This window comes from Corynebacterium sp. LK2537 (genome assembly GCF_040946485.1).
Lineage (GTDB): Bacteria > Actinomycetota > Actinomycetes > Mycobacteriales > Mycobacteriaceae > Corynebacterium.
In genome coordinates, this window is the sequence record NZ_JAYWLQ010000001.1 from 297,575 (window position 1) to 318,261 (window position 20,687).

19 protein-coding genes are annotated in these 20,687 nt (G+C 67.0%); 3 read left to right on the plus strand and 16 right to left on the minus strand.

The features are described 5' to 3' along the window. Positions 1-26: 26 nt before the first annotated feature. The 5 genes from VVS03_RS01425 to dapB all read right to left on the minus strand — a co-directional run bounded on the left by VVS03_RS01425 (position 27) and on the right by dapB (position 5,355). Complete coding sequence (locus VVS03_RS01425) at positions 27-653, minus strand: TIGR03085 family metal-binding protein (protein WP_368519158.1); 627 nt, start codon at positions 651-653, stop codon at positions 27-29. Positions 654-716: 63 nt separating this feature from the next. Next, positions 717-2,879, minus strand: coding sequence for a ribonuclease J (locus tag VVS03_RS01430; RefSeq protein WP_368533909.1), 2,163 nt, complete (start codon positions 2,877-2,879; stop codon positions 717-719). 2 nt (positions 2,880-2,881) lie between these two features. Further along, on the minus strand, positions 2,882-3,790 hold the full coding sequence (gene dapA, locus VVS03_RS01435; protein ID WP_368533908.1) for a 4-hydroxy-tetrahydrodipicolinate synthase: 909 nt from the start codon (positions 3,788-3,790) through the stop codon (positions 2,882-2,884). A gap of 62 nt (positions 3,791-3,852) precedes the next feature. Then, complete coding sequence (gene thyX, locus VVS03_RS01440) at positions 3,853-4,605, minus strand: FAD-dependent thymidylate synthase (protein WP_368533907.1); 753 nt, start codon at positions 4,603-4,605, stop codon at positions 3,853-3,855. Between the two features lie 3 nt (positions 4,606-4,608). Further along, positions 4,609-5,355 (minus strand): 4-hydroxy-tetrahydrodipicolinate reductase, encoded by a 747-nt coding sequence (gene dapB, locus VVS03_RS01445; protein ID WP_368519154.1) that lies wholly within the window; start codon positions 5,353-5,355, stop codon positions 4,609-4,611. Between the two features lie 202 nt (positions 5,356-5,557). Between dapB and VVS03_RS01450 the strand changes: the two genes are divergently transcribed. After that, positions 5,558-5,974: a VOC family protein gene (locus tag VVS03_RS01450; protein ID WP_368533906.1), complete on the plus strand. Its 417-nt coding sequence runs from the start codon at positions 5,558-5,560 to the stop codon at positions 5,972-5,974. A gap of 85 nt (positions 5,975-6,059) precedes the next feature. Next, the gene (locus tag VVS03_RS01455) at positions 6,060-6,722 is read left to right on the plus strand and encodes a hypothetical protein (protein ID WP_368533905.1); all 663 of its coding nucleotides are present in this window, start codon (positions 6,060-6,062) and stop codon (positions 6,720-6,722) included. Positions 6,723-6,743: 21 nt separating this feature from the next. On the opposite strand, the gene VVS03_RS01460 is transcribed toward VVS03_RS01455, so the two are convergent. The 5 genes from VVS03_RS01460 to VVS03_RS01480 form a co-directional block, all read right to left on the minus strand. Beyond that, positions 6,744-7,376 (minus strand): DUF1707 domain-containing protein, encoded by a 633-nt coding sequence (locus tag VVS03_RS01460; RefSeq protein WP_368533904.1) that lies wholly within the window; start codon positions 7,374-7,376, stop codon positions 6,744-6,746. Between the two features lie 82 nt (positions 7,377-7,458). Continuing rightward, positions 7,459-9,711 (minus strand): polyribonucleotide nucleotidyltransferase, encoded by a 2,253-nt coding sequence (locus tag VVS03_RS01465; RefSeq protein WP_368533903.1) that lies wholly within the window; start codon positions 9,709-9,711, stop codon positions 7,459-7,461. A gap of 259 nt (positions 9,712-9,970) precedes the next feature. Next, positions 9,971-10,240: a 30S ribosomal protein S15 gene (rpsO, locus tag VVS03_RS01470; RefSeq protein ID WP_070768484.1), complete on the minus strand. Its 270-nt coding sequence runs from the start codon at positions 10,238-10,240 to the stop codon at positions 9,971-9,973. A 131-nt stretch (positions 10,241-10,371) separates the two neighbouring features. After that, positions 10,372-11,304, minus strand: coding sequence for a nucleoside hydrolase (locus VVS03_RS01475; RefSeq protein WP_368533902.1), 933 nt, complete (start codon positions 11,302-11,304; stop codon positions 10,372-10,374). Positions 11,305-11,338: 34 nt separating this feature from the next. Beyond that, positions 11,339-12,367 carry a bifunctional riboflavin kinase/FAD synthetase gene (locus tag VVS03_RS01480; RefSeq protein WP_368534057.1) on the minus strand — a complete coding sequence of 343 codons (1,029 nt, stop codon included), beginning with the start codon at positions 12,365-12,367 and terminating at the stop codon, positions 11,339-11,341. Positions 12,368-12,405: 38 nt separating this feature from the next. On the opposite strand from VVS03_RS01480, the gene truB reads away from it, so the two are divergent. After that, positions 12,406-13,299, plus strand: coding sequence for a tRNA pseudouridine(55) synthase TruB (gene truB / locus VVS03_RS01485; RefSeq protein ID WP_368533901.1), 894 nt, complete (start codon positions 12,406-12,408; stop codon positions 13,297-13,299). A 59-nt stretch (positions 13,300-13,358) separates the two neighbouring features. On the opposite strand, the gene VVS03_RS01490 is transcribed toward truB, so the two are convergent. The 6 genes from VVS03_RS01490 to infB form a co-directional block, all read right to left on the minus strand. Next, on the minus strand, positions 13,359-14,027 hold the full coding sequence (locus VVS03_RS01490; protein ID WP_368533900.1) for a 4'-phosphopantetheinyl transferase: 669 nt from the start codon (positions 14,025-14,027) through the stop codon (positions 13,359-13,361). A 2-nt stretch (positions 14,028-14,029) separates the two neighbouring features. Further along, a complete protein-coding gene (locus VVS03_RS01495; RefSeq protein ID WP_368533899.1) occupies positions 14,030-14,836 on the minus strand; it encodes a metallophosphoesterase in 807 nt (268 codons plus the stop codon). A gap of 38 nt (positions 14,837-14,874) precedes the next feature. After that, a complete protein-coding gene (locus VVS03_RS01500; protein WP_368533898.1) occupies positions 14,875-16,284 on the minus strand; it encodes an MATE family efflux transporter in 1,410 nt (469 codons plus the stop codon). Next, entirely contained in the window at positions 16,284-17,252 is a 969-nt protein-coding gene (locus VVS03_RS01505) for a bifunctional oligoribonuclease/PAP phosphatase NrnA (protein WP_368533897.1), read from the minus strand. Before VVS03_RS01505 ends, VVS03_RS01500 begins: the two co-directional genes overlap by 1 nt. A 4-nt stretch (positions 17,253-17,256) precedes the next feature. Continuing rightward, the gene (gene rbfA / locus VVS03_RS01510; protein ID WP_070768491.1) at positions 17,257-17,694 is read right to left on the minus strand and encodes a 30S ribosome-binding factor RbfA; all 438 of its coding nucleotides are present in this window, start codon (positions 17,692-17,694) and stop codon (positions 17,257-17,259) included. A gap of 166 nt (positions 17,695-17,860) precedes the next feature. Then, positions 17,861-20,683, minus strand: coding sequence for a translation initiation factor IF-2 (gene infB, locus VVS03_RS01515; protein ID WP_368533896.1), 2,823 nt, complete (start codon positions 20,681-20,683; stop codon positions 17,861-17,863). Positions 20,684-20,687 lie beyond the last annotated feature (4 nt).

The window sequence follows — 20,687 nt, forward strand, 5'->3', positions numbered from 1 at the left end:
TTCACGAAGAAAAGTTGCGGTCAAGCCTAAAGACTAGACTTCACGATGGCGGACTTGTCGCCTGCGATCTCCACCTGGGCCGCGTCCCGGCCGTAGACCCACAGCAGCAGCTCGGCCGGCTGCCCGGAGACAGCCACCACGGCGTCGCCGCGCTCGGCCACTCCCCGCTTGTCCGCGGCCACGATCCGGCGCCCGCCGGCCGGGTGCAGGATGACGGGCAGCCGCGACTTCTTCAACATCAGTGGAGCAAAGCGCTGGAGCGTAGCGGAAAATTCGTCGTCGACCACCGCGGAAAATTCCCGCGGCTCGGTCTGGCCGTTGGCCCGGCGCACGTCCTCGTGGTGGATAAAGTTCTCCGCGAAGTTCAGCTTGGAGTCCAGCAAGAAGAACGGGCTCCACTTCGGCGGGCCCGCACGCCAGGCGTTGACCAGTTTCACGTAGTCGCGGCTTTTTACCTGCTTGGTTACCTTGTCCAGGTGGCCGCTCAGCGCCGGGATGAACATTCCGGCGGCCGCGTCGGGGCGGTGCTCGCGCAGCCAGAGATGCGCGGCCATGTCGTGGGTGGTCCAGCCCTCGCACAGGGTATCGGCGTCGGGGCCTAGGTCGATGAAAAGATCGGCTAGTCGGTTTCTTTCAGTACCGGAAAAAGACATGCTCCCCAGCATATCCCTTCAACCATGGGAAGGGAGCTGGGGAGCATGCGCGGCGTTTAAGCGCTACAGGGATTCGCGGGCGCTGTGGACCTCGTCGTCATCAATCAGCGAACCGTCGCCCGAGGTGGGAACGATGGTCGGCAGGATGACCGGCTCACGCTTGTACTTGGAATCCATGAGCTTGGAGACCTTGCGGCGAATCTTCTGCACCATGCGGTAGGTGTCGTTCTCGCCCTCGGCGGCCAGGTCGTTCATGGTGTTTTCAACCAGCTCGGCGACCTCCGGGACCACGGAGCGATCGTCGTCGCTGAAGCCGGTGGTCGCGACCGTCGGGTGCTCCATCAGGCGGGAGGTGCGGTTGTCGATGACACAGGTAATCGACACCACGCCGCCGGAGCCCAGGTTGGTGCGGTCGGCCAGCGTGTCCGCGTCGACCTCGCCCATGTTCACGCCGTCGACGTAGAGGTTGCCGACCTGGATCTGGCCCACGACCTGGGCGCGGCCGTTGTGCAGGTCGACGACGACGCCGTTCTGCGCCAGCACGACGCGATCGCGGTCGACGCCGGTCGAAATGGCCAGCTCCTTGTTGGCGCGCAGGTGGCGCCACTCGCCGTGGACCGGCATGGCGTTCTTCGGGCGCGCGGCGTTGTAGAGGAAGAGCAGCTCGCCGCCGTAACCGTGGCCGGAGGCGTGCACCTTGGCCTCCTTGTTGGTCACGACCTCGGCGCCAATCTGCGACAGCATGTTGATGATGCCGAAGACGGCTTCCTCGTTGCCCGGAATGAGCGAGGAGGAAAAGACGATGAGATCGCCGTCGCGGACGGTGATCTGGCGGTGCTCGCGGCGGGCCATGCGCGACAGCGCGGCCATCGGCTCGCCCTGGGTACCGGTGGTAATCAGCACCGTCTTGTGCGGGGCCATCTTGGCGGCCTCGTCAATCGGCACGATGGTACCGCGCGGGACCTTCAAAAAGCCCATCTTCTCCGCGATTTCCATGTTGCGCATCATGGAGCGGCCGTTGAAGGCGACCTTGCGGCCGGCGGCCACGGCGGCATCGATAGCCGCCTGCACGCGGTAGACGTTGGACGCGAACGAGGCGATGATGACGCGCTGGCGGGCGTTGGCCACCAGGCGCTTGAAGGTCGCCGGGATATCACCCTCCGAGGCGGAAACGCCCGGGACGTTGGCGTTCGTGGAGTCGCACAGCATCAGGTCCACGCCCTCGTCGCCGTAGCGCGACAGCGCCGGCAGGTCGGTCGGGCGACCGTCCAGCGGGGTCTGGTCCATCTTGATGTCGCCAGTGTGGATGATGTTGCCGGCCGGGGTGCCCAGCATGATGCCCAGGGCATCCGGCACGGAGTGGTTGACGGCCCAGAAACGCGCGCGGAACGGGCCGTAGGAAACGTCCGACTTCTCGTTGACCTCGACGAACTTCGGCTTCTGGCGGTGCTCCTTGCACTTGGCCGCAATCAGCGCGATGGTGAAACGGGAGGCGACGATCGGGATATCCGGACGCAGCTTCAGCAGCCACGGGATAGCGCCGATGTGGTCCTCGTGCGCGTGGGTGACCACGAGGGCCTCCACCTTGTCCAGGCGGTCTTCGATCGGGCCGAAGTCCGGCAGGATCAGGTCCACGCCCGGCTCGCCCGAGGACGGGAAGAGCACGCCGCAGTCGATGATCAGCAGGCGGCCGTCGTACTCGAAGACGGTCATGTTGCGGCCGATCTCGGAGATGCCACCCAGCGCGTAGATGCGCAGGGAGCCCTTGGCCTGCTTCGGCGGCTCCGGCAGGCGCTTGGTCAGATCCGCGCCCTGCATGGACTTGGGCACGTTGCGGCGGCCCCGGTTGTTGTTGCGGTTGTTCTTTCCGCCCTTACCGTTGCCTTTGTTGTTGCCGTGGTTGTTATTGCCGTTGTTGCCGCCTCGGCCGCGACCGCGGCCACCGCGGGAACCACGGGAGCGGTTGGAACGGCGGTTGCCGCCATTGTTGTTGCCGTTACCGCCGTTGTTGTCGTTGCCCTGGTTGCCGCCATTGCTCTGATTGTTCTTGTTATCAGAGTTGCCGTTGTTGTCTCCGTTGCCGCCCTCTGCGCCGGCAGAGTCGTTGCCGGTGTTTTGCGGGGCCTGGAATACCGGCGATGCCGCCTCGTTGGAGGCTGCTTCTTGGCCCGTCGGCGGGCCCGCCTTGCGGGTCACTTTCCGGGCACGGTTTCGAGATTCAGTCATACTTATAGGACTCCAGCTTGTTGCATATCGCGGCGGAGTTCGGTCAGCTCATCCTCATTGGCTGCCAGAATAGGCAGCCGCGGTTCGCCGACGTCGATTCCCTGCAGTCGCAGGGCCGCCTTGGCTAAGGTGGCGCCGCCCAGACGCGCTTGGGCGTGAACGAGCGGGGCCAGAGTATTTACGTTTATGTCCCTTGCACGGGCAAGGTTTCCTTCTGAGAAAGAAGTATAAAGCTCCACAAGAGCCCGCGGGGCGGCGTGGCCGATGACCGAGATGAAACCGCTGGCCCCCATGGCAAGCCACGGGAGGTTGAGCGGATCATCGCCGGAGTACCACGCCAGTCCGGTCTCTTGCATTAGTTGGGCACCGAGTGGCAGGTCGCCCTTCGCGTCCTTCACGGCCGCGACGGTGGGCAGCTCAGCCAGCCGGCGTAACGTATCCGCGTGGATCGGGATACCGGAGCGACCAGGAATGTCGTAGACGCAGATTGGCAGATCGGTGGCGCCAGCAATTTCGGTGAAGTGCGCCAGGACTCCCGCCTGCGAAGGCTTAGAGTAATACGGGGTCACGACCAGAAGGCTATCCGCCCCCGCGTTGGCCATGGTGCGGGCAAGCTCTACGGAAGACACCGTATTATTGGTTCCCGCACCAGCGCAAATTCGTGCCCTGTCGCCCACCTCGTCCTTAACGGCCTTTAGCATTTCAGCCTTCTCCGCCACGGTGGTGGTGGGAGACTCACCCGTAGTGCCCCCAACGATGAGGGAATCGATGCCGTTGTCCACGAGGTGCGCAGCAAGCTCTCGAGCCCGGCCCAAGTCCAGGGCGCCGTCCTGGTCAAACGGAGTGACCATGGCGACCCCGACGCGGCCGAACGTCTCGATGCCGGTCTGTGCAGTCATACCTGTGCTCATAGGCGTCAAGGATACCCGCTTATCGACGGGCTGCGGGCATCCGCCCCCGGCATGGCGGTGTTCTAGCCCGCGTAGGGGCTGGCGGCCATCTCCGTGCCGTCGGACAACGTGGTGATGTGAAAATCATCAAAGAGCACGGGCGCCTGCTGGGACAAAAGCCGCAGGCAGGCCACGGCCACCGCCCGCAACTCCGTGTCCGCGTGCTCCGTCGCCCGCGCGGCGATGAACTGCCGCCAAGTGCGGTAGTTGCCCGTGACCACGATCCGGGACTCGGTCGCGTTCGGCAGGATGGCCCGCGCGGCCTGGCGCGCCTGCTTCTTGCGCAGCAGGGCGTTGGGTTCGTCCTCCAGCTTCTCCTCCAGCGCGTGGAGCAGCTCCTCGTAGACAAACCGGCTCTCGTCCACCGCGGACAGCAGCAGCCGGGTCAGTTGCTCGTCGCGGGCGATGGGATCCGGCAGCACGACGGAGGCCCGCTCGGGGTGGACGTAGCGCTGCGAGAGCTGGGAGAAGGAGAAGTGCCGGTGCCGCACCAGCTCGTGGGTGGCCGAGCGGGAGATGCCACGGATGTAGAGCGTCGCCGTGGCGTGCTCGAGCAGGCCGGCGTGGCCGACCTCCAGGATGTGCCGCAAGTAGGCGGCGTTGGTCGCGGTGCGCGGGTTCGGCTTGTCGAAGGACTCATAGCAGGCCCGGCCCGCGAACTCGACCAGCGCCTCGGCATCCGTGGCCGTGGCATCCGCTTCCCACTCCACCCCGGTGGGGGCGTGAAAGGCGGTCGCCGCAATCAGCTCGACCTGCAGGTTACTGACCTCAGCCATGGCCTAGAGCCCCAGGTAGGATTCCAGCCCCACGACCAAGCCCGGGCGGTCGGCGATATTGCGGACGCCGACCAGCACGCCCGGTACGAAGGAGGTGCGGTCGTAAGAGTCCTGGCGGATGGTCAGGCTCTGGCCCTGGGCGCCGAAGATGACCTCCTCGTGGGCCACCATGCCGCGGGTGCGCACCGCGTGGACCGGCACGCCGTCCACGTTGGCGCCGCGGGCGCCGTCCAAGGTCTTCTCCGTGGCGTCGGGCATCGGGCCCATGCCGGCCTCCTGGCGGGCGGCGGCAATCCCCTCGGCGGTGTGCACGGCCGTGCCGGACGGCGCGTCCAGCTTCGTCGGGTGGTGGTACTCCACGACCTCGGCGGTCTCAAAGTACTGGGCGACCTGGCGGGAGAGCACCATGGTCAGCACAGCGGATATAGCGAAGTTAGGCGCGATCAGAACGTGGCCCGCGCCGGAGGCCTGCGTCCACTGCTTGACCTGGGCCAGGCGGTCCTTGTCGAAGCCGGTGGTGCCCACCACGCAGTGAATGCCGTTGGACACGCAGTACTCCAGGTTGCCCATGACGGAATCCGGCGTGGTGAAGTCCACCACGACCTGGACGCCATTGGTCTTGAGCAGCTCCAGGGAGTCGCCGTGGTCGATGGTCGCGGCCAGGTCGAGGTCCTCGGCAGCCTGCACCGCCTCCACGACGGCCTCGCCCACGCGCCCCTTTGCGCCCAGCACACCGACTTGAATATTCATCGCGCTACCTTCTTCCTTTAGTGGTCTCGTCTTGTTCCGCGTCATCCGCCCGCACCTAACCGCGTGGGAAGGCCCGGCCGCTCACAGCGGGAGGCGGTGGCGGAAGACGACGGATACACGGCTGCGGGCCGAAGACCCGCGTTCTGTTACCCCGGCCATTCTACCGCCCGGCCGCACCGCTTTGGCCACTATACTGGCGCCCATGCGCATGTATATCGGTTCTATTCTGGTCGACGATGTAGCCCACGCCCACGATTTCTACGTCGGCACGCTTGGCTTCCAGGTCAAGGACGACGTCACGCACGGCGATTTCCGCTGGCTGACCATCACCAACCCGACACAGCTGGCCGCGGACGGCTCGGTGTTGCCCGGGGCCGGCATGGAAATCGTGCTCGAGCCCAAGGGGCATCCCGCCGCCGGCGAGTTCACCGCCGCCCTGCGCGAGGCCGGGATGCCGCTGACCCAGTTCCTCACCGACGATCTGGACCGGGACTACGCGCAGCTGCAAGACCGCGGCGTGGAGTTCACCATGGAGCCGACAGATGTGGGCCCGTCCCGGATCGCGGTCTTCGACGATACCTGCGGCAACCTGATCCAGATTGTGGAGCTCAAGAACTAGCAACCGCTGTTCACAATTAACAACCGTCACACGCGTTTCGGCTAAACTGGGGATAACCTTTACCTACCCAAGGAGATGACTCCCTATGCGCCAGTGGATCTCTACCCTCGCTCCCCTCGCGGTAGCCGGCCTCGTGCTCACCGGCTGCGCGAATGCCGACAACGCCGACAACGCGAACGACACCTCCTCCCCCAGCACCGTGACGTCTACCTCCGCCGCCCCCGACAACGAAGCCGCGGCGGCCGAATCCTCCACGGTCCAGAAGGGCGCGACCGCCCCTGCGGGCGGGGCATCCGACGGGGTAAAGATGCTGGGCACCCCTTCCCTGGACGACGAGCAGCACATGGCCCAAGGCGCCGGCGAGCTGGTCCCGGTGCGCGTGCGCACCGCCGAACACGACGGCTTTACCCGCATGGTCATCGAATTTAGCGGTAAAGGCCCCGCCAGCTGGTTCGCCAGCTATACCGACGCGCCCACCCAGCAGGCCTCCGGCCATCCCGTCGAGGTAGCCGGCAACGCCTTCTTGGACCTAGGGATCGAGCCCACCCCGTGGCCGTCTACGCCGGAGCTGGAGGAACAATACCTAGATACCGGCAGCTTCCCGGGCGCCGGCGTCATCGAAGAAGTCCAGTTCACCAGCGCCTTCGAGGCCCAGTCCCAGTTCGTGGTGGGCCTGAAAGAAAAGGCCCCCTACTCCGTGACGTATATGGATGGCCCGCCGCGCGTGGTCATCGACTTCGCCGGTTAAGTAGGCGGTCGCCGGAAAGGATTAGTCCTTGCGGCGGCGCACCTCCGGCACGCGGATGATATCGCTGCCGCCCATGAGCGCGTAGTTGACCAGCACGATGGTCGGCGCGTCTTCCGGGACCTCCGAGAGCGGGACGGTCACGCCCGGGCCGTTCTTGACGGTCGCGCCGCCCATAATCCCGAAGCCCTCCAGGCGGATGTTGTAGTTTTCCGGCACGCGGATTTCCGAGCCGCCCATGAGGTCCCAGGCGTTGATGACCACCCGGTTAGCGCCGAGGGTGGCCTCGGAGAAGTCCAGATCGCTGCCGCCCATGATGCTCAGGGCGAAGTGGCTGGGCTCGCAGTGCCAGCCACCGAAGCGCTCGGCACCGCCCATGATGCCGATCGAAAACTTCGAGCCCTCGCGGTTGGGAACCACCACAGGGTGGTTGGCGCTGCGCGCTGGCGCGGGCGAGTCACGCTTGTCTAGGTCATGGCTTAGCCCCAAGTCGTCGACCAGCTCGGTGAGCTGGTCCACGTAGGTTGCCTCCCAGACGCGCTGGGAGCGTTCGTCGAATTCAGCCAAGCTGATCTTGCCCTCGCTGAAAGCCTGGCTGACCAGCTCAGCGGCTGCGTGGCGCTGCTTATCGCCAGCGCGCTGTCGGGGTGTGTCCATACATCTAACGATACAAGAAAAGGGGCCTTCCGGCCCCTTAACTATCGATCGCTAGGTCATTGACTTACCAGCCGCTGGATTATTAGTCCTCGTCGACCGGCACCAGGGAGATCTTGCCGCGGTTGTCGATGTCGGCGATTTCGACCTGGATCTTGTCGCCCACGTTGACCACGTCCTCGACCTTTTCGATGCGCTCGTCGCCACCCAGCTTGGAGATGTGGATGAGCCCGTCGCGGCCCGGGGTCAGGGAGACGAACGCGCCGAAGGCGACGGTCTTGACGACCGTGCCCAGGAAGCGCTCCCCGACCTTCGGCAGCTGCGGGTTGGCAATCGAGTTGATCTTGTCCAGGGCGGCGTCGGCGGCCTCGCCGGACTCGGCGGAGACGTAGACGGTGCCGTCGTCCTCGATGGTGATGTCGGCGCCAGTCTCCTCCGTGATGGAGTTGATGGTCTTGCCCTTCGGGCCGATGAGCTCACCGATCTTGTTGACCGGGACCTGCACGGAGGTGATCTTCGGCGCCAGCGGGGACATCTCGTCCGGGCCCTCGATGACCTCGGCCATGGTGGCCAGGATGGCGGAGCGGGCATCGCGAGCCTGTTCCAGCGCGTCGGCCAGCACGGCGGACGGGATGCCGTCCAGCTTGGTGTCCAGCTGCAGGGCGGTGATGTACTCGGAGGTACCGGCGACCTTGAAGTCCATGTCACCGAAGGCGTCTTCCGCGCCCAGGATGTCGGTCAGGGCGACGAACTTCTCCTTGCCGTCGACCTCGCCGGAGACCAGACCCATGGCGATGCCGGCTACCGGGGCCTTCAGCGGGACGCCGGCGTTGTACAGCGACAGCGTCGAGGCACAGACCGAGCCCATCGAGGTCGAACCGTTCGAGCCCAGTGCCTCGGAGACCTGGCGGATGGCGTAAGGGAAGTCCTCGCGGGACGGGATGACCGGCAGCAGGGCGCGCTCGGCCAGCGCGCCGTGGCCGATCTCGCGGCGCTTCGGGGAGCCGACGCGGCCGGTCTCGCCGGTGGAGTACGGCGGGAAGTTGTAGTGGTGCATGTAGCGCTTCGACTCGACCGGGGTCAGGGAGTCGATGTGCTGCTCCATCTTCAGCATGTCCAGGGTGGTCACGCCCAGGATCTGGGTCTCGCCGCGCTCGAACAGGGAGGAACCGTGGGCGCGCGGGACCAGCTCGACCTCAACACCCAGGTCGCGGATGTCGGTGACGCTGCGGCCATCGATGCGGAAGCCCTCGGTCAGGATCTTGTGGCGGACGATCTCCTTCATCACCGCGTTATAAGCGCTGCGGATCTGCTTGGACGCATCCTCGTCCTCGAAGCGCTCGAGCAGCTCGGCCTCGACCTGCTCCATGTGCTCGTTGGTAGCTTCGTCGCGCTCCTGCTTGCCGGCGATGGTCAGCAGCTTCTCCAGCTTCTTGCTGGCCTTCTTCTCCACGGCCTGGAAGACCTCGTCCGAGTAGGCCGGGAAGAGCGGGAACTCCTGGGTCTCCTTGGCCACGCGCTCGGCCAGGCCGGCCTGCGCCTCGCACAGGGTCTTGATGAACGGCTTGGCGGCCTCCAGGCCCTCGGCCACGGCGGACTCCTGCGGCGCCGGGGCGCCTTCAGCCACGCGCTCGGCGACGTTGATGCCGGCGCCGGCCTCGACCATCATGATGGCCACGTCTTCGACGGTCTTGCGGCCCTTCTTGCGCTGGACAATACGGCCGGCCACGACCATCTCGAACAGCGCGCGGTCGTGCTGCTCAGAGTTCGGGAAGGCCACCCACTGGCCCTCCGGGTGCTTCTGGTCGGCGATAAACGCCATGCGGACGCCGCCCACGGCGCCCGAGACCGGCAGGCCGGACAGCTGGGTCGCGGCGGAAGCGCCGTTGATGGCCACGACGTCGTAGTACTCATCCGGGGCCTGGGACATCACGGTGATGACGACCTGGACCTCGTTGCGCAGCCCATTGACAAAGGTCGGGCGCAGCGGGCGGTCGATCAGGCGGCAGGCCAGGATGGCCTCGGTGGACGGGCGGCCCTCGCGGCGGAAGAACGAGCCCGGGATCTTGCCCGCGGCGTACATGCGCTCTTCCACGTCCACGGTCAGCGGGAAGAAGTCGAAGCCCTCCCGCGGCTGGTTGGAGGCCGTGGTGGTGGCCAGCAGCATGGTGTCGTCGTCCAGGTAGGTGGTCACCGAGCCGTCGGCCTGGCGGGCCAACTGCCCGGTCTCGAAGCGGATGGTGCGGGTACCGAAGTCCCCGTTATCCAGCGTGGCGATAGCTTCGGTGATGCCGAAGTTTTCGTCGTTTACATACTCAACAGCGTTGTTAGCGCTCATTAAAGTTAATTCTCCTCATCATCCGGCAATCGTCGGTGTCGCCGGTAGTCGTACAACGTTGAATTCACACACAACGGTGCTCAATCGTACCAGCACAAACGCCGGACCGATACAACGCCGCCCACGAAAGTCGTGGTACAAACCTCCTGTCCCCGCTGCCACGGCCGCCGGCCGGGCGGGAGAAAAGGTTTAAGAGATCGCAAAAAGGCGCTGAGCACGGCAGGTGCTCAACGCCTTGTGCGACAATCGACGCTGGAAATTAGCGACGCAGGCCCAGACGGGAAATCAGGTCACGGTAGCGGTCGATGTTGGTGGAAGCCAGGTACTTCAGCAGGCCGCGGCGACGGCCGACCAGCAGCAGCAGGCCACGACGGGAGTGGTGATCCTGCTTGTGGTCCTTCAGGTGCTCGGTCAGGTTGCTGATGCGGTAGGTCAGCAGGGCCACCTGGGCTTCCGGGGAGCCGGTATCGGTCTCGTGGAGGCCGTATTCCTTCAGGATCTCGGCCTTCTTCTCAGTGGTCAGTGCCATGAGATAATCTCCTCAAACATATTTCAGTCCGCATGAAATCAAGCGCCCAAAAAGGCGCCGCCGCAACTGCTGCGGACCGCAGTCACAAAGCTATCGGAAAATCTTAGCTGCTAGCGGCGCAAACCACCAAATCACACGAGCACGCGCTCGAGCCGGCGGACGAAGCCGTCGACGAAACGCTCGGCGTCGACATCCAGGGCGACTGCTACCCCGGCGTCCTCCCCGGTCCGGGATTCGTCCCCGATGGTGCGCCCGATAGTGGGCCCGTCCACGTCGACCTTGAGCGGCATCCGTCGGCAGCCGACCAGGTCTGGCTCCGCGGCGACCGCCACGGCCAGCGGGTCGTGCAGGCCGCACCCGCCCAGGTGGGGCGAGTTTTTCGCGTAGGCGTCGATGTAGAAATCCACCATGTCAGCATAGGCCACGCTCGCCGCCGTGCCGGCGGCCCGCCAGGCCCGGGTGGTCGCCCGCGTCAGCAGCGTCTGCAAAGTCACGTCGAGGCCCACCATGGTCAGATCCTGGCAGCCGCGCACGACGGCATCGGTCGCCGCCGGGTCCTGCGAGACGTTTGCCTCGGACCACGCGGTGACGTTGCCCGGCACGGTCAGCGCCCCGCCCATCATGACGACCGGCAGGCTGGCCACCACCGGGTCGCGCTCCAGGGCCCGGGCCAGGGTGGTCGAGGGCCCGGTGAGCACGAAGACGATATCGCCGGTGTCGCGGTTCTGGTGGGCCATGCGGACCAGGAAATCCACCGCCGGTTCCGGCTGCGGCTGACGCCTGGGCGCGGGCAGCTCTACCCCGCCCAGGCCGTTTGCGCCGTGGATGCCGGCCGAGGCGGCGCTGACCGCAAAGCCCGGGCGCTGCGGGCCGACGAAGACCGGCACGTCGTCACAACCGAGCAGTTCTAACAGCGCCAAGGTGTTGCGCACGCCCACCTCGACCTCGACGTTGCCGTAGCTGCCCAGCACCCCGATAAGCTCGAGGTCCTCGTGGGCCACGGCAAGCGCCAGCGCCAGGGCGTCGTCGATGCCGGTGTCTAAGTCCAGGATGATCTTGCGCACTGAGGCGTCCTTCCTTTGCGCTTAGCCGCGCTAGCTAGCTTTGGCTTTCCAGGAAATAGGTGCCCGGCTCCCAGCCGCAGGCCTGGGCGTCTTGAGCTAGCAGCTGGCGGGTTTTCGCCACGTCGTTGCGCATGGCCGCGAGCAGCTCGTCGACGGAATCGAACTTGACCATGTCGCGGACGTGGGCGGTAAATTGCACCGTCGCGTCGTGGCCGTAGAGATCGGCGCTGCGGTCCAGCACGAAGGATTCCACGGAGCGCTGCTCGTCCCCGAAGGTCGGGTTCGTGCCCACAGAAATCGCCGCCGCGTAGGCCACGCCGGCCTCCATGTTGCCCTCGATGGGCGCGGCGGGCTCGTCGATGGTGAACCACCCGGCATAGACGCCGTCGGCGGGGATGGCGATGGAATCCGGGAAGTACTGGTTGGCCGTGGGATAGCCCAGCTCTTTGCCACCGCGCCCGGCCCCGCGGACCACCGGCCCGGAGACCGAGAAGTGCCGCCCCAGCGCCCAATTGGCCCGGTCGACCTGGCCGGCGGCGAGGAACTGGCGCACCGTGGTCGAGGAGATCCGCACGCCCTCGTCGTCGAGCAGCTCAATGACGTCGACCGCAAAGCCCATCTCCTGGCCTAGCTCTTTAAGGACCGCCGGGGTGCCGGCGGCGTCGGCGCCGAAGGTGAAGTTGGCTCCCACGACCACGCCCTGGGCGTGCAGCTTGTCTACCAGGAGCGTCTGGGCGTAGTCCCGCGGGCTCAGGCCGCACAGCTCGTGGGTGAAGTCGATGACGACCACCGCGTCGAGGCCGTAGCGCTCGGCCAGCTGGAAGCGCCGCTGCAGCGTCGTCACCGCCAGCGGGGCGCGCTGCGGCAAGAAGACGGTCACCGGGTGCGGGTCGAAAGTCACCATGACCGCCTTGACGCCCTGGGCGTGGGCCCGGCTCACGGTGCGCTCGATCAGCTGCTGGTGGCCGCGGTGTACGCCGTCGAAGACGCCGATGGTGACCACGCTGGCCGCCAGCTTGTCGCTGATGGCTTCCATTCCATACCAAATATCCACGCCCTCTATGCTAGAACATGGCCGCCCATGCCCTAGACTCGAAGGCCATGACGGATCCTCTCGCTAGCTCTGGACTGGTAATTGTGGACAAGCCCGCGGGCATGACCTCCCACGATGTCGTCGCCCGGCTGCGCCGCTATTTCGGCACCCGCAAGGTCGGCCACGCCGGCACCCTCGACCCGACGGCCACCGGCGTGCTCATCGCCGGGCTGGAGCGCGGCACGAAATTCCTGGCCCACCTCGTCGCGGCCACCAAGGCCTATGAGGCCACCATCCGCCTGGGCGCGGCGACCACCACCGACGACGCCGAGGGCGAAATCACCTCGCGCGGGGCCACCGAGGCAATCGACGACGCCCGCATCCACGCCGCCATCCAGGACCTGCGCGGCGATATCATGCAGCGGCCCGCCAGCGTCTCCGCCATCAAGATCGCCGGCAAGCGCGCCCACGAGCGCGTGCGCGACGGCGAGGACGTGGACATCCCCGCCCGCCCGGTGACCATCCACTCCTTCGAGGTGCACTCCATTACCCGCACCGACGGCTGGATCGATATCGAATGCAGCGTGGAGTGTTCCTCCGGCACCTATATCCGCTCCCTGGCCCGGGACCTGGGCGAAGCTCTGGGCTGCGGCGGGCACCTGACGGCCCTGCGGCGCACGGCCGTGGGCAATTTCGGCCTGTCCGACTCCGCTCCCCTGGCCGAGCTGGAGGATTCTCCCCGGCTGTCGCTCTCCCTCGACGAGGCGCTCACCCGCTGCTACCCCGTCTTGGAGGTCACCGCCGACGAGCAGGCCGCGCTCGCGATGGGACAGTGGCTTGCTCCCCGCGGGCTGGAGGGCACGCACGCCGCCGTCGGCCCGGACGGGCGCGCGGTCGCCCTAGTCAAGGAGAAGGGCAAGCGCCTGGCCACCGTCTTCGTGGCGCGCCCGTCCACGCTCTAGCGCGTTGCTTTCCGTCCTGGATTCTCCAGCCCTGCGCTCCCCCGGCCCGAATTCCGGGTTTAGGGAAAATTGACGTCCACCGTCGTGGCGACCACCACGTAGCCGTCCCGGACCAGCCAGCGCCCGGAGATAAACGGCACGGGGGTGGGCCTAACCAGTAGGTAGGAGATCAGCGTGCCGTCCTCGCGCAGGTCGATCTCAGCCTGCTCGAAACCCAACCAGCGGTCCGTCATGGGGAACCACGCCTTGTAGGTGGCCTCCTTGGCACAGAACAACAGCCGGTCGGCAAACGGGATGCCCGCGGCGCGCAGCCGGTAGAGCTGGGGGATCTCGCCGGAGCGGGCGATCATCGCCAGCACGCCCTCCGGCAGCTCTTCCGCCGGTTCGGCGTCCAGCCCCAGCGAGCGCACCTTCGTGGTGGGTGCCGCCACGGCCGCGCGGAAGCCCTCGGTGTGAGTCATGGAGCCGGTAAACCCCTCCGGCCAGAGCGGCTTGCCCCGCTCCCCGCGCAGGATGGGCTCGCTGCCGGTGTAGCCGGCCTCCCGCAGGGCCTCGTGGGCGCACCAGCGGGCGTCGCCGAACTCGGATTTGCGGACGTTGACCGACCGGGTGACGATGGATTGCTCCAGCGGGTGCAGCGCCTGGAAATTCATCAGGTCGGAATGCTCCGAGCGGGTCCGCACGTAGCAGAACCGGGCGGAGTCCGGAAACAGACTTGGCTCGAGCATGATCAGTCCTCCTCCCGCAAGACCGGGTAGGGCCAGGTTTGCCGGTGGTGGGCGCCCCACTGGCGCCACTGGCGCGGGTAGCCCAGGGAAACCTCGTGGTGCTCCACGCCATCGACCACGGTCGTGCCCGGCATGTGCAGATGGCCGTAAATGACGGCGCTGGCGTCGTAGCGCTTAGCCCAGGAGCGGGTATGGCGCGTCCCACACCACAGGCTGATCTCCGGGATCCCCAACCGCAGCGTCGGCTCCTGGACCAGCGGCCAGTGGTTGACCAGCACCGTCGGGCCGGAAATCCGGGACAGGCGCTTGATGGTATAGGCCAGCCGATCCCAGCACCAGGCGCGGATGTCCACGAAAGGCGCGATGGCGAAGTCGTCCGTCATCACCAGCTGCGCCTCCCGCGCGGCGGCCAATGCCTCCTCCACGCTGACCCCGGGGCGGCGGAAGCTGTAGTCGTAGAGCGTAAACAGGCCCGCCACCGTATGCCCGGCGAAGACCGGGTACGGGTCCTCCGGGGTGTAGATACCTAGGTCCCGGCAGCCGGCGACGAGCTCGTCGTATTTATCGCGGCCGCGGTAGCGATCCCCCGACCGGCTGAACAGCTCGTGGTTGCCGGGGACCCAGATGACCTCGGCGAAGCGGGACTTTAGCTGCCGCAGCACCCGCAGCACGAGCTCGCTACGCTCCGCGACGTCGCCGGCGACGATGAGCCAGTCGTGGGGGTTGTTCGGCGCCAAGCCGTCGATGTGCGGCGTGTTCGCCTTCACGGCGGCGTGCAGGTCCGCGACCGCCCACAGGGTGCGTGGCACCTGGTCCTCCTCGTTGTCGCTGTCGGTTCAGTTGGCTGCTATTCCGCGTCCGCCACTGCGCGGGGCTCGACGACGGCCCAGCGCATGGAGTAGAAACGGTATACCACCGCGATTGTACGCAAAGCGATAAACGCCCCGAGGCCCAACCAAATCCCCAGCAGGCCCCCGTCCGCGGCATAGGCCAACCAGATGCCGGGCAAAAAGCCCACCAGGACCGAACCGATGGTGATGTTGCGCAGGTAGGCAGCGTCGCCCGCGCCCAGCAGGACACCGTCGAAGGCGAAGAGGATGCCGCCGGCAACCACCATCGCGACCATGACCCACCAGGGCCCGCGCATGGCCTCAATCACCGCGTCGGAATTGGTAAAGATCCGCGGGATGACCCCGGCGCCCAGCGCGAAAATCGCGGCGAGCACCGCGGCGAAGCCGGCCGAATAGTGCATGATGCGCCCGCCGGTGCGGCGGGCGGCCTGCGCCGAGCCGGCGCCCAGGGCCGCGCCGATGAGAGTCTGCGCCGCGATCGCCAGGGAATCCAACACGAGCGTCAGGAAGTTCCACAGCTGCAGCATGACCTGGTGCGCGGCCAGGGAGGCCGTGCCGAAGCGGCCCGCCACGGCGGCCGCGGACAGGAAGGCAACCTGGAAGCTCAACGAGCGCAAAATGAGGTCCCGGCCCAGCACCAGCTGGCGGCCGATGACCCGCGGGCGAACCTTCCAAGACCCGCCGTGCTGCCGGGCCAGCTCGATGAGAAAGAGCGTGGCCACGATCCCCATGCCCAGCACGTTGGCCGCCGCCGACCCCGGCAGGCCCCAGAGGTGGACAAAGATGGGCACGCAGATAGCCCCGGGGATGACCCCGGCCAGGGTGAAGACCAGTGGCTTGCGGGTGTTTTGCACGCCGCGCATCCAGCCGTTGCCGGCCATGACCACCAGGGTGATGGGGATAACCAGGGCCGCGATGTGCAGCCACTGGGCCGCCCGCGCGGCGGTGTCGGCATTCCCGGTCATCCACCAGGTGATCTGCTCGGCAAAAAGCCACATGAGAACCGCCAGCGCCGTACCGACGCCGAGGGCCACCCAGGTGGCCTGGATGCCTTCGGCGACGGCCTCGGCGCGCTTGCCCGCCCCGTACAGGCGCGCGCCGCGGGCCGTGGTGCCATAAGACAAAAACGTCAACTGCGTGGTCACTACCGACTGTACCGCGGCCGCCGCGCCCAGCGCTGCCAAATCCTCGGCGCCCAGCCGGCCGACGACGGCGGTATCGAACAGGAGGTAGAGCGGCATCGCCGCCAGCACGCCCAGCGCGGGAAGTGCGAGCCCCAGGATGCGCCGCAGGGTAACCTCCGGGGCCTTCCCGCCGGTCGTGGTGGCCTCCTTCGCGGCGGCATCGCTCGTGGCGGCAGCGCTCGCGTCGGGGGTGGTATCGGCAGAGTTTTCGTCTTTAGTCATTAATACGTGCGTACAACTTCCACTAATTTCTCAGTGATTTCTTCCGGGGTGCCGTGGGCGGTGTAGCCGGCGGCCGGGACGTGCCCGCCGCCGCCGAAGCGCAGGGCGATGGACGAGCAGTCCACAACCGAGGAGCGCAGCGAGGTGGCGAAGACACCCGGCGCCTGCTCCTTGAACACGACGCCGATATCCGTGCCGTCTAGGGCGCGGACGAACTCCACCAGGGACTCCACGGCGGCATCGGAGTGGTCCCCGATATCGGCCAGACGGCCCACCAGCACGCCGAGCGTGTGGGAGCCGGCCTCGACGACCTGCACGCCGGCCAGGACCCGGCCCAGCATCTGCAGATCGGAAGCCGTGGTGCTATCGAGCAGTTCAACCGCGATCTGTTTGGTGTCGAGCCCGTAGTGCATCAGGCGGGCGGCGTATTCGTGCATGGCGGGCCGGCCCCACCTAAAGCTACCGGTGTCCGTGACCAGCCCGGCGTAGAGCGCGTGCGCGATGTCCTTGTTCATCTGCAGGTCGAGCATGTCCAGGATCTGCGTCAGGGCCACGGTGGTGGACTCGCAATCGCAGTCCACCAGGTTGACCGAGCCGAAGCCGGGGTTCGAGGCGTGGTGATCGATGCAGACCACGCGCCCGGCCGCCGCCTGCTCCTCCACCGCTTGGACCAGCGAGCCGGTGCGATCCAGCGAGCCGCAGTCCACGGTGACGTACAGGTCGTAGCCGTCCGGCAGGTCGTCGACGAGCTCGACCGCCTCCGCGCCGGGGATGGTGAGCAGGTTGCGGGAGATCTCCCGGCGCTGCCCGATGACGACGCGGGTGGTTTTGTCGAACTGCCGCAGCGCCATGTTCAATGCGCAGGCCGATCCCACCGCGTCGGCATCCGGTCGCAGGTGGGTGATGATGCACACGCTGTCCGCCGCGCGCATCGCCGCCACTACCCGCTCATAGTCCTGTTCGAGCACAGGTTTACTCGCTTTCCTTCTCCTTATACGGGTTCGCCTCGCCGGCCGGCTGGGCGTTTTCCTTCAGCTTCGCCAGCTCGGCGTCGCGGGCGCGGGCCTTTTCCAGCAGCTGTTCCATGTGCGCCGAGGACTCCGGCACGGTGTCGACCTCGAAGCTCAGCGTCGGGGTGAAACGCACGCCCAGCTGGTCGCCGACCAGCTTGCGCAGCTGGCCGCGGGCGCGGTGCAGGGCCTCGGCGGCGGCGTCGAAGTCCGGCTCGTCGTCGATGTCGCGGCCGCGGACCGTGTAGTAGACCGTCGCGTCGTGCAGATCCCCGGTCACCCGGGTGTCGGTGACCGTCACCAGCTCCACGCGACGGTCCTTGATGTTGTGTTCGAGGGCGTTAGCAACAATTGCCTGAATCCTCTTCGCCATGCGTCCCGCGCGTGCGTGGTCTGCCATTGCTCCTCCTAGACCTGAGTTGGAAAAATCGATCTTCAAGCTAATCTATTCTATCTTCCCCGCGCAACGAAAAATCCCCGCCACGCACGATGGCGCGGCGGGGACAATCGCTTCCGGTAGTAAACCTACCGGTTAGCGCCAGCTAGTTGCTGGCAATTGGCAGGAACTAGTCGCGCGGGACCTCGACCTCTTCGTAGGCCTGGATCTGGTCGCCGACCTGGATGTCCGGGAAGGACAGGACCATACCGCACTCGTAGCCGGCGTTGATCTCGTTGGCGTCGTCCTTCTCGTGACGCAGCGACTCGATGCGGGCATCGCTGGCGATGACGTTGCCATCGCGGACGATGCGCACCTTGCCGTTGCGCTTGACCTGGCCTTCGGTGACCATACAACCAGCGATGGTGCCCACGGCGGAGGACTTGAACAGTGCGCGGATTTCGGCCGCACCGGTCTCGCGCTCCTCGTAGATGGGCTTGAGCATGCCCTTGAGGGCCTTCTCCACATCCTCGATGGCGCGGTAGATGACCGTGTAGTAGCGGATATCCACGCCCTCTTGGTTGGCCTCGTTGGTCGCCTTGCCCTCAGCGCGAACGTTGAAGGCGATGATGACGGCATCGGAAGCCGCTGCCAGGGTGACGTTGGTCTGGGTGACCGCGCCGACGCCGCGGTCGATGACGTTGAGCTGCACCTCGTCGTCGACCTCGATGTCCAGCAGGGCGTCTTCCAGAGCCTCGACCGAACCGGCGTTGTCGCCCTTGAGGATGAGGTTCAGCGTCGAAGTCTCCTTCAGCACCGCGTCCAGATCCTCCAGGGACACGCGCTTGCGGGCCTTGGCCTGCATAGCGGAACGCTTGCGGGCGTCACGCTGGGCGGCGATCTGGCGCGCCACGCGGTCGTCCTCGACCACCAGCAGGTTGTCGCCGGCGCCCGGGACACCGTTGAGGCCCTGGACCTGGACCGGGCGGGACGGGCCCGCCTCTTCCACGTCGTTGCCGAACTCGTCGAGCATACGGCGCACGCGACCGAAGGAGTCGCCCACGACGATGGAGTCACCGATGCGCAGCGTACCGCGCTGGACGATGACCGTAGCCACCGGGCCACGGCCGCGGTCCAGGTAGGCCTCGATGGCCACGCCCTGGGCGTCCATGTCCGGGTTGGCGGTCAGCTCGAGGGCCGCGTCCGCGGTCAGGACGACCGCCTCCAACAGCTCCTCGATGTTCTGGCCGGCCTTGGCGGAGATGTCCACGAACATGGTGTCGCCGCCGTACTCTTCCGGCACCAGGCCGTACTCGGTGAGCTGGCCACGGATCTTGTCCGGCTGAGCCTCCGGCTTATCGATCTTGTTCACCGCCACCACGACCGGGATGTCCGCGGCCTTGGCGTGGTTGATGGCCTCGATGGTCTGCGGCATGACGCCGTCGTCAGCGGCCACGACCAGGATGGCCAGGTCCGTGGACTTGGCACCACGGGCACGCATGGCGGTAAACGCCTCGTGACCCGGGGTATCCAGGAAGGTGATGGCGCGATCGCCGCCGTCGACCTCCACGTCCACCTGGTAAGCACCGATGCCCTGGGTGATGCCGCCGGCCTCACCCTCGCGCTCGTTGGTCTTACGGATGGTGTCCAACAGGCGGGTCTTACCGTGGTCGACGTGACCCATGACGGTGACCACCGGCGGGCGCTTAGCGAGGTCTTCCTCGCTGCCCTCGTCCTCACCGAACTGCAGGTCGAAGGACTCGAGCAGCTCGCGGTCCTCGTCCTCCGGGGAGACGACCTCGACCTTGTAGTTGATCTCGGCGCCCAGCAGCTGCAGGGTCTCCTCCGAGACGGAAGCGGTAGCGGTGACCATCTCGCCCAGGTTGAACAGGGCCTGGACCAGGGCGGCCGGATCCGCACCGATCTTCTCGGCGAAGTCCGCCAGCGAAGCACCGCGGCGCAGACGCACGGTCTTGCCGCCGCCGTCGGGCAGGCGAACGCCGCCGACGACGTGCTTCTGCTGCTCCTCAAACTCGTGCCGCTTCTGACGCTTCGACTTCTTGCCCTTGCGGGGTGCGCCACCCGGCCGGCCGAATGCGCCGGCGGTACCGCCGCGACGACCGCCACGGCCACCGCGGAAACCGCCCGGACCGTGACCCGGGCCGCCACCGCGGCCGCGGCCACCCCGGCCGCCACCGCCGCCATTGGCGGACTTGGACGGCATCGAGGCAGGGTTCGGGTGCGACGGCATCATCGCCGGGGTAGGACGGCGACCGCCGCCCTGACCGCCGGAGGACTGGCCGCCGCGCGGCTTGTTGTCACCACGGCCCTGGCCCGGCTTGTTACCGCCGGACCGCGGGCCCTTGGTGCCGCCCGGACGCGGGCCGCCCTTGCCGCCACCGCGCGGCTCGCTGGAGCCACCAGTGGAAAACGGGTTGTTGGCCACCCGGCGGGTGCCGCCCGGCTTCGGCATCGGGCGCGGCATGGCGTTGCCCGGGGTCGGGCGCTCGCCGCCGCGCAACTTGTTGTCGCCACGGCCCTGGCCCGGCTTCGGGGCAGCCTTGCCCGCACCCGGCTTCGGGGCGGACTTGCCCGTACCCGGCTTCGGGGCCTCCTGGCCCGGCTTCGGGGCCTCCTGGCCCGGCTTCGGGGCGGCCGACTTAGCGGCGCCCGGCTTGGGCGCGCCCGGCCTCGGGGCAGCCTTGCCAGCGCCCGGCTTGGGAGCGGACTTGTTCGCACCCGGCTTCGGGGCAGCCTTGCCCGTACCCGGCTTCGGGGCGGACTTAGCCGCACCCGGCTTGGGCTTGGATTGGTTGGCGGACTTCTGCTCGGCGGCGTTATCGCCGCCGCCCTGCGCCTCGTAGTGGGCGCGCATCTTCTTGACCACCGGCGGTTCGATGGTGGACGAGGCGGTCTTGACGAACTCGCCTTGTTCCTTCAGGGTTGCGAGCAGTTCCTTGCTGGTTACACCGAGCTGTTTAGCCAGCTCGTGAACACGTAGCTTTCCGGCCACTTGT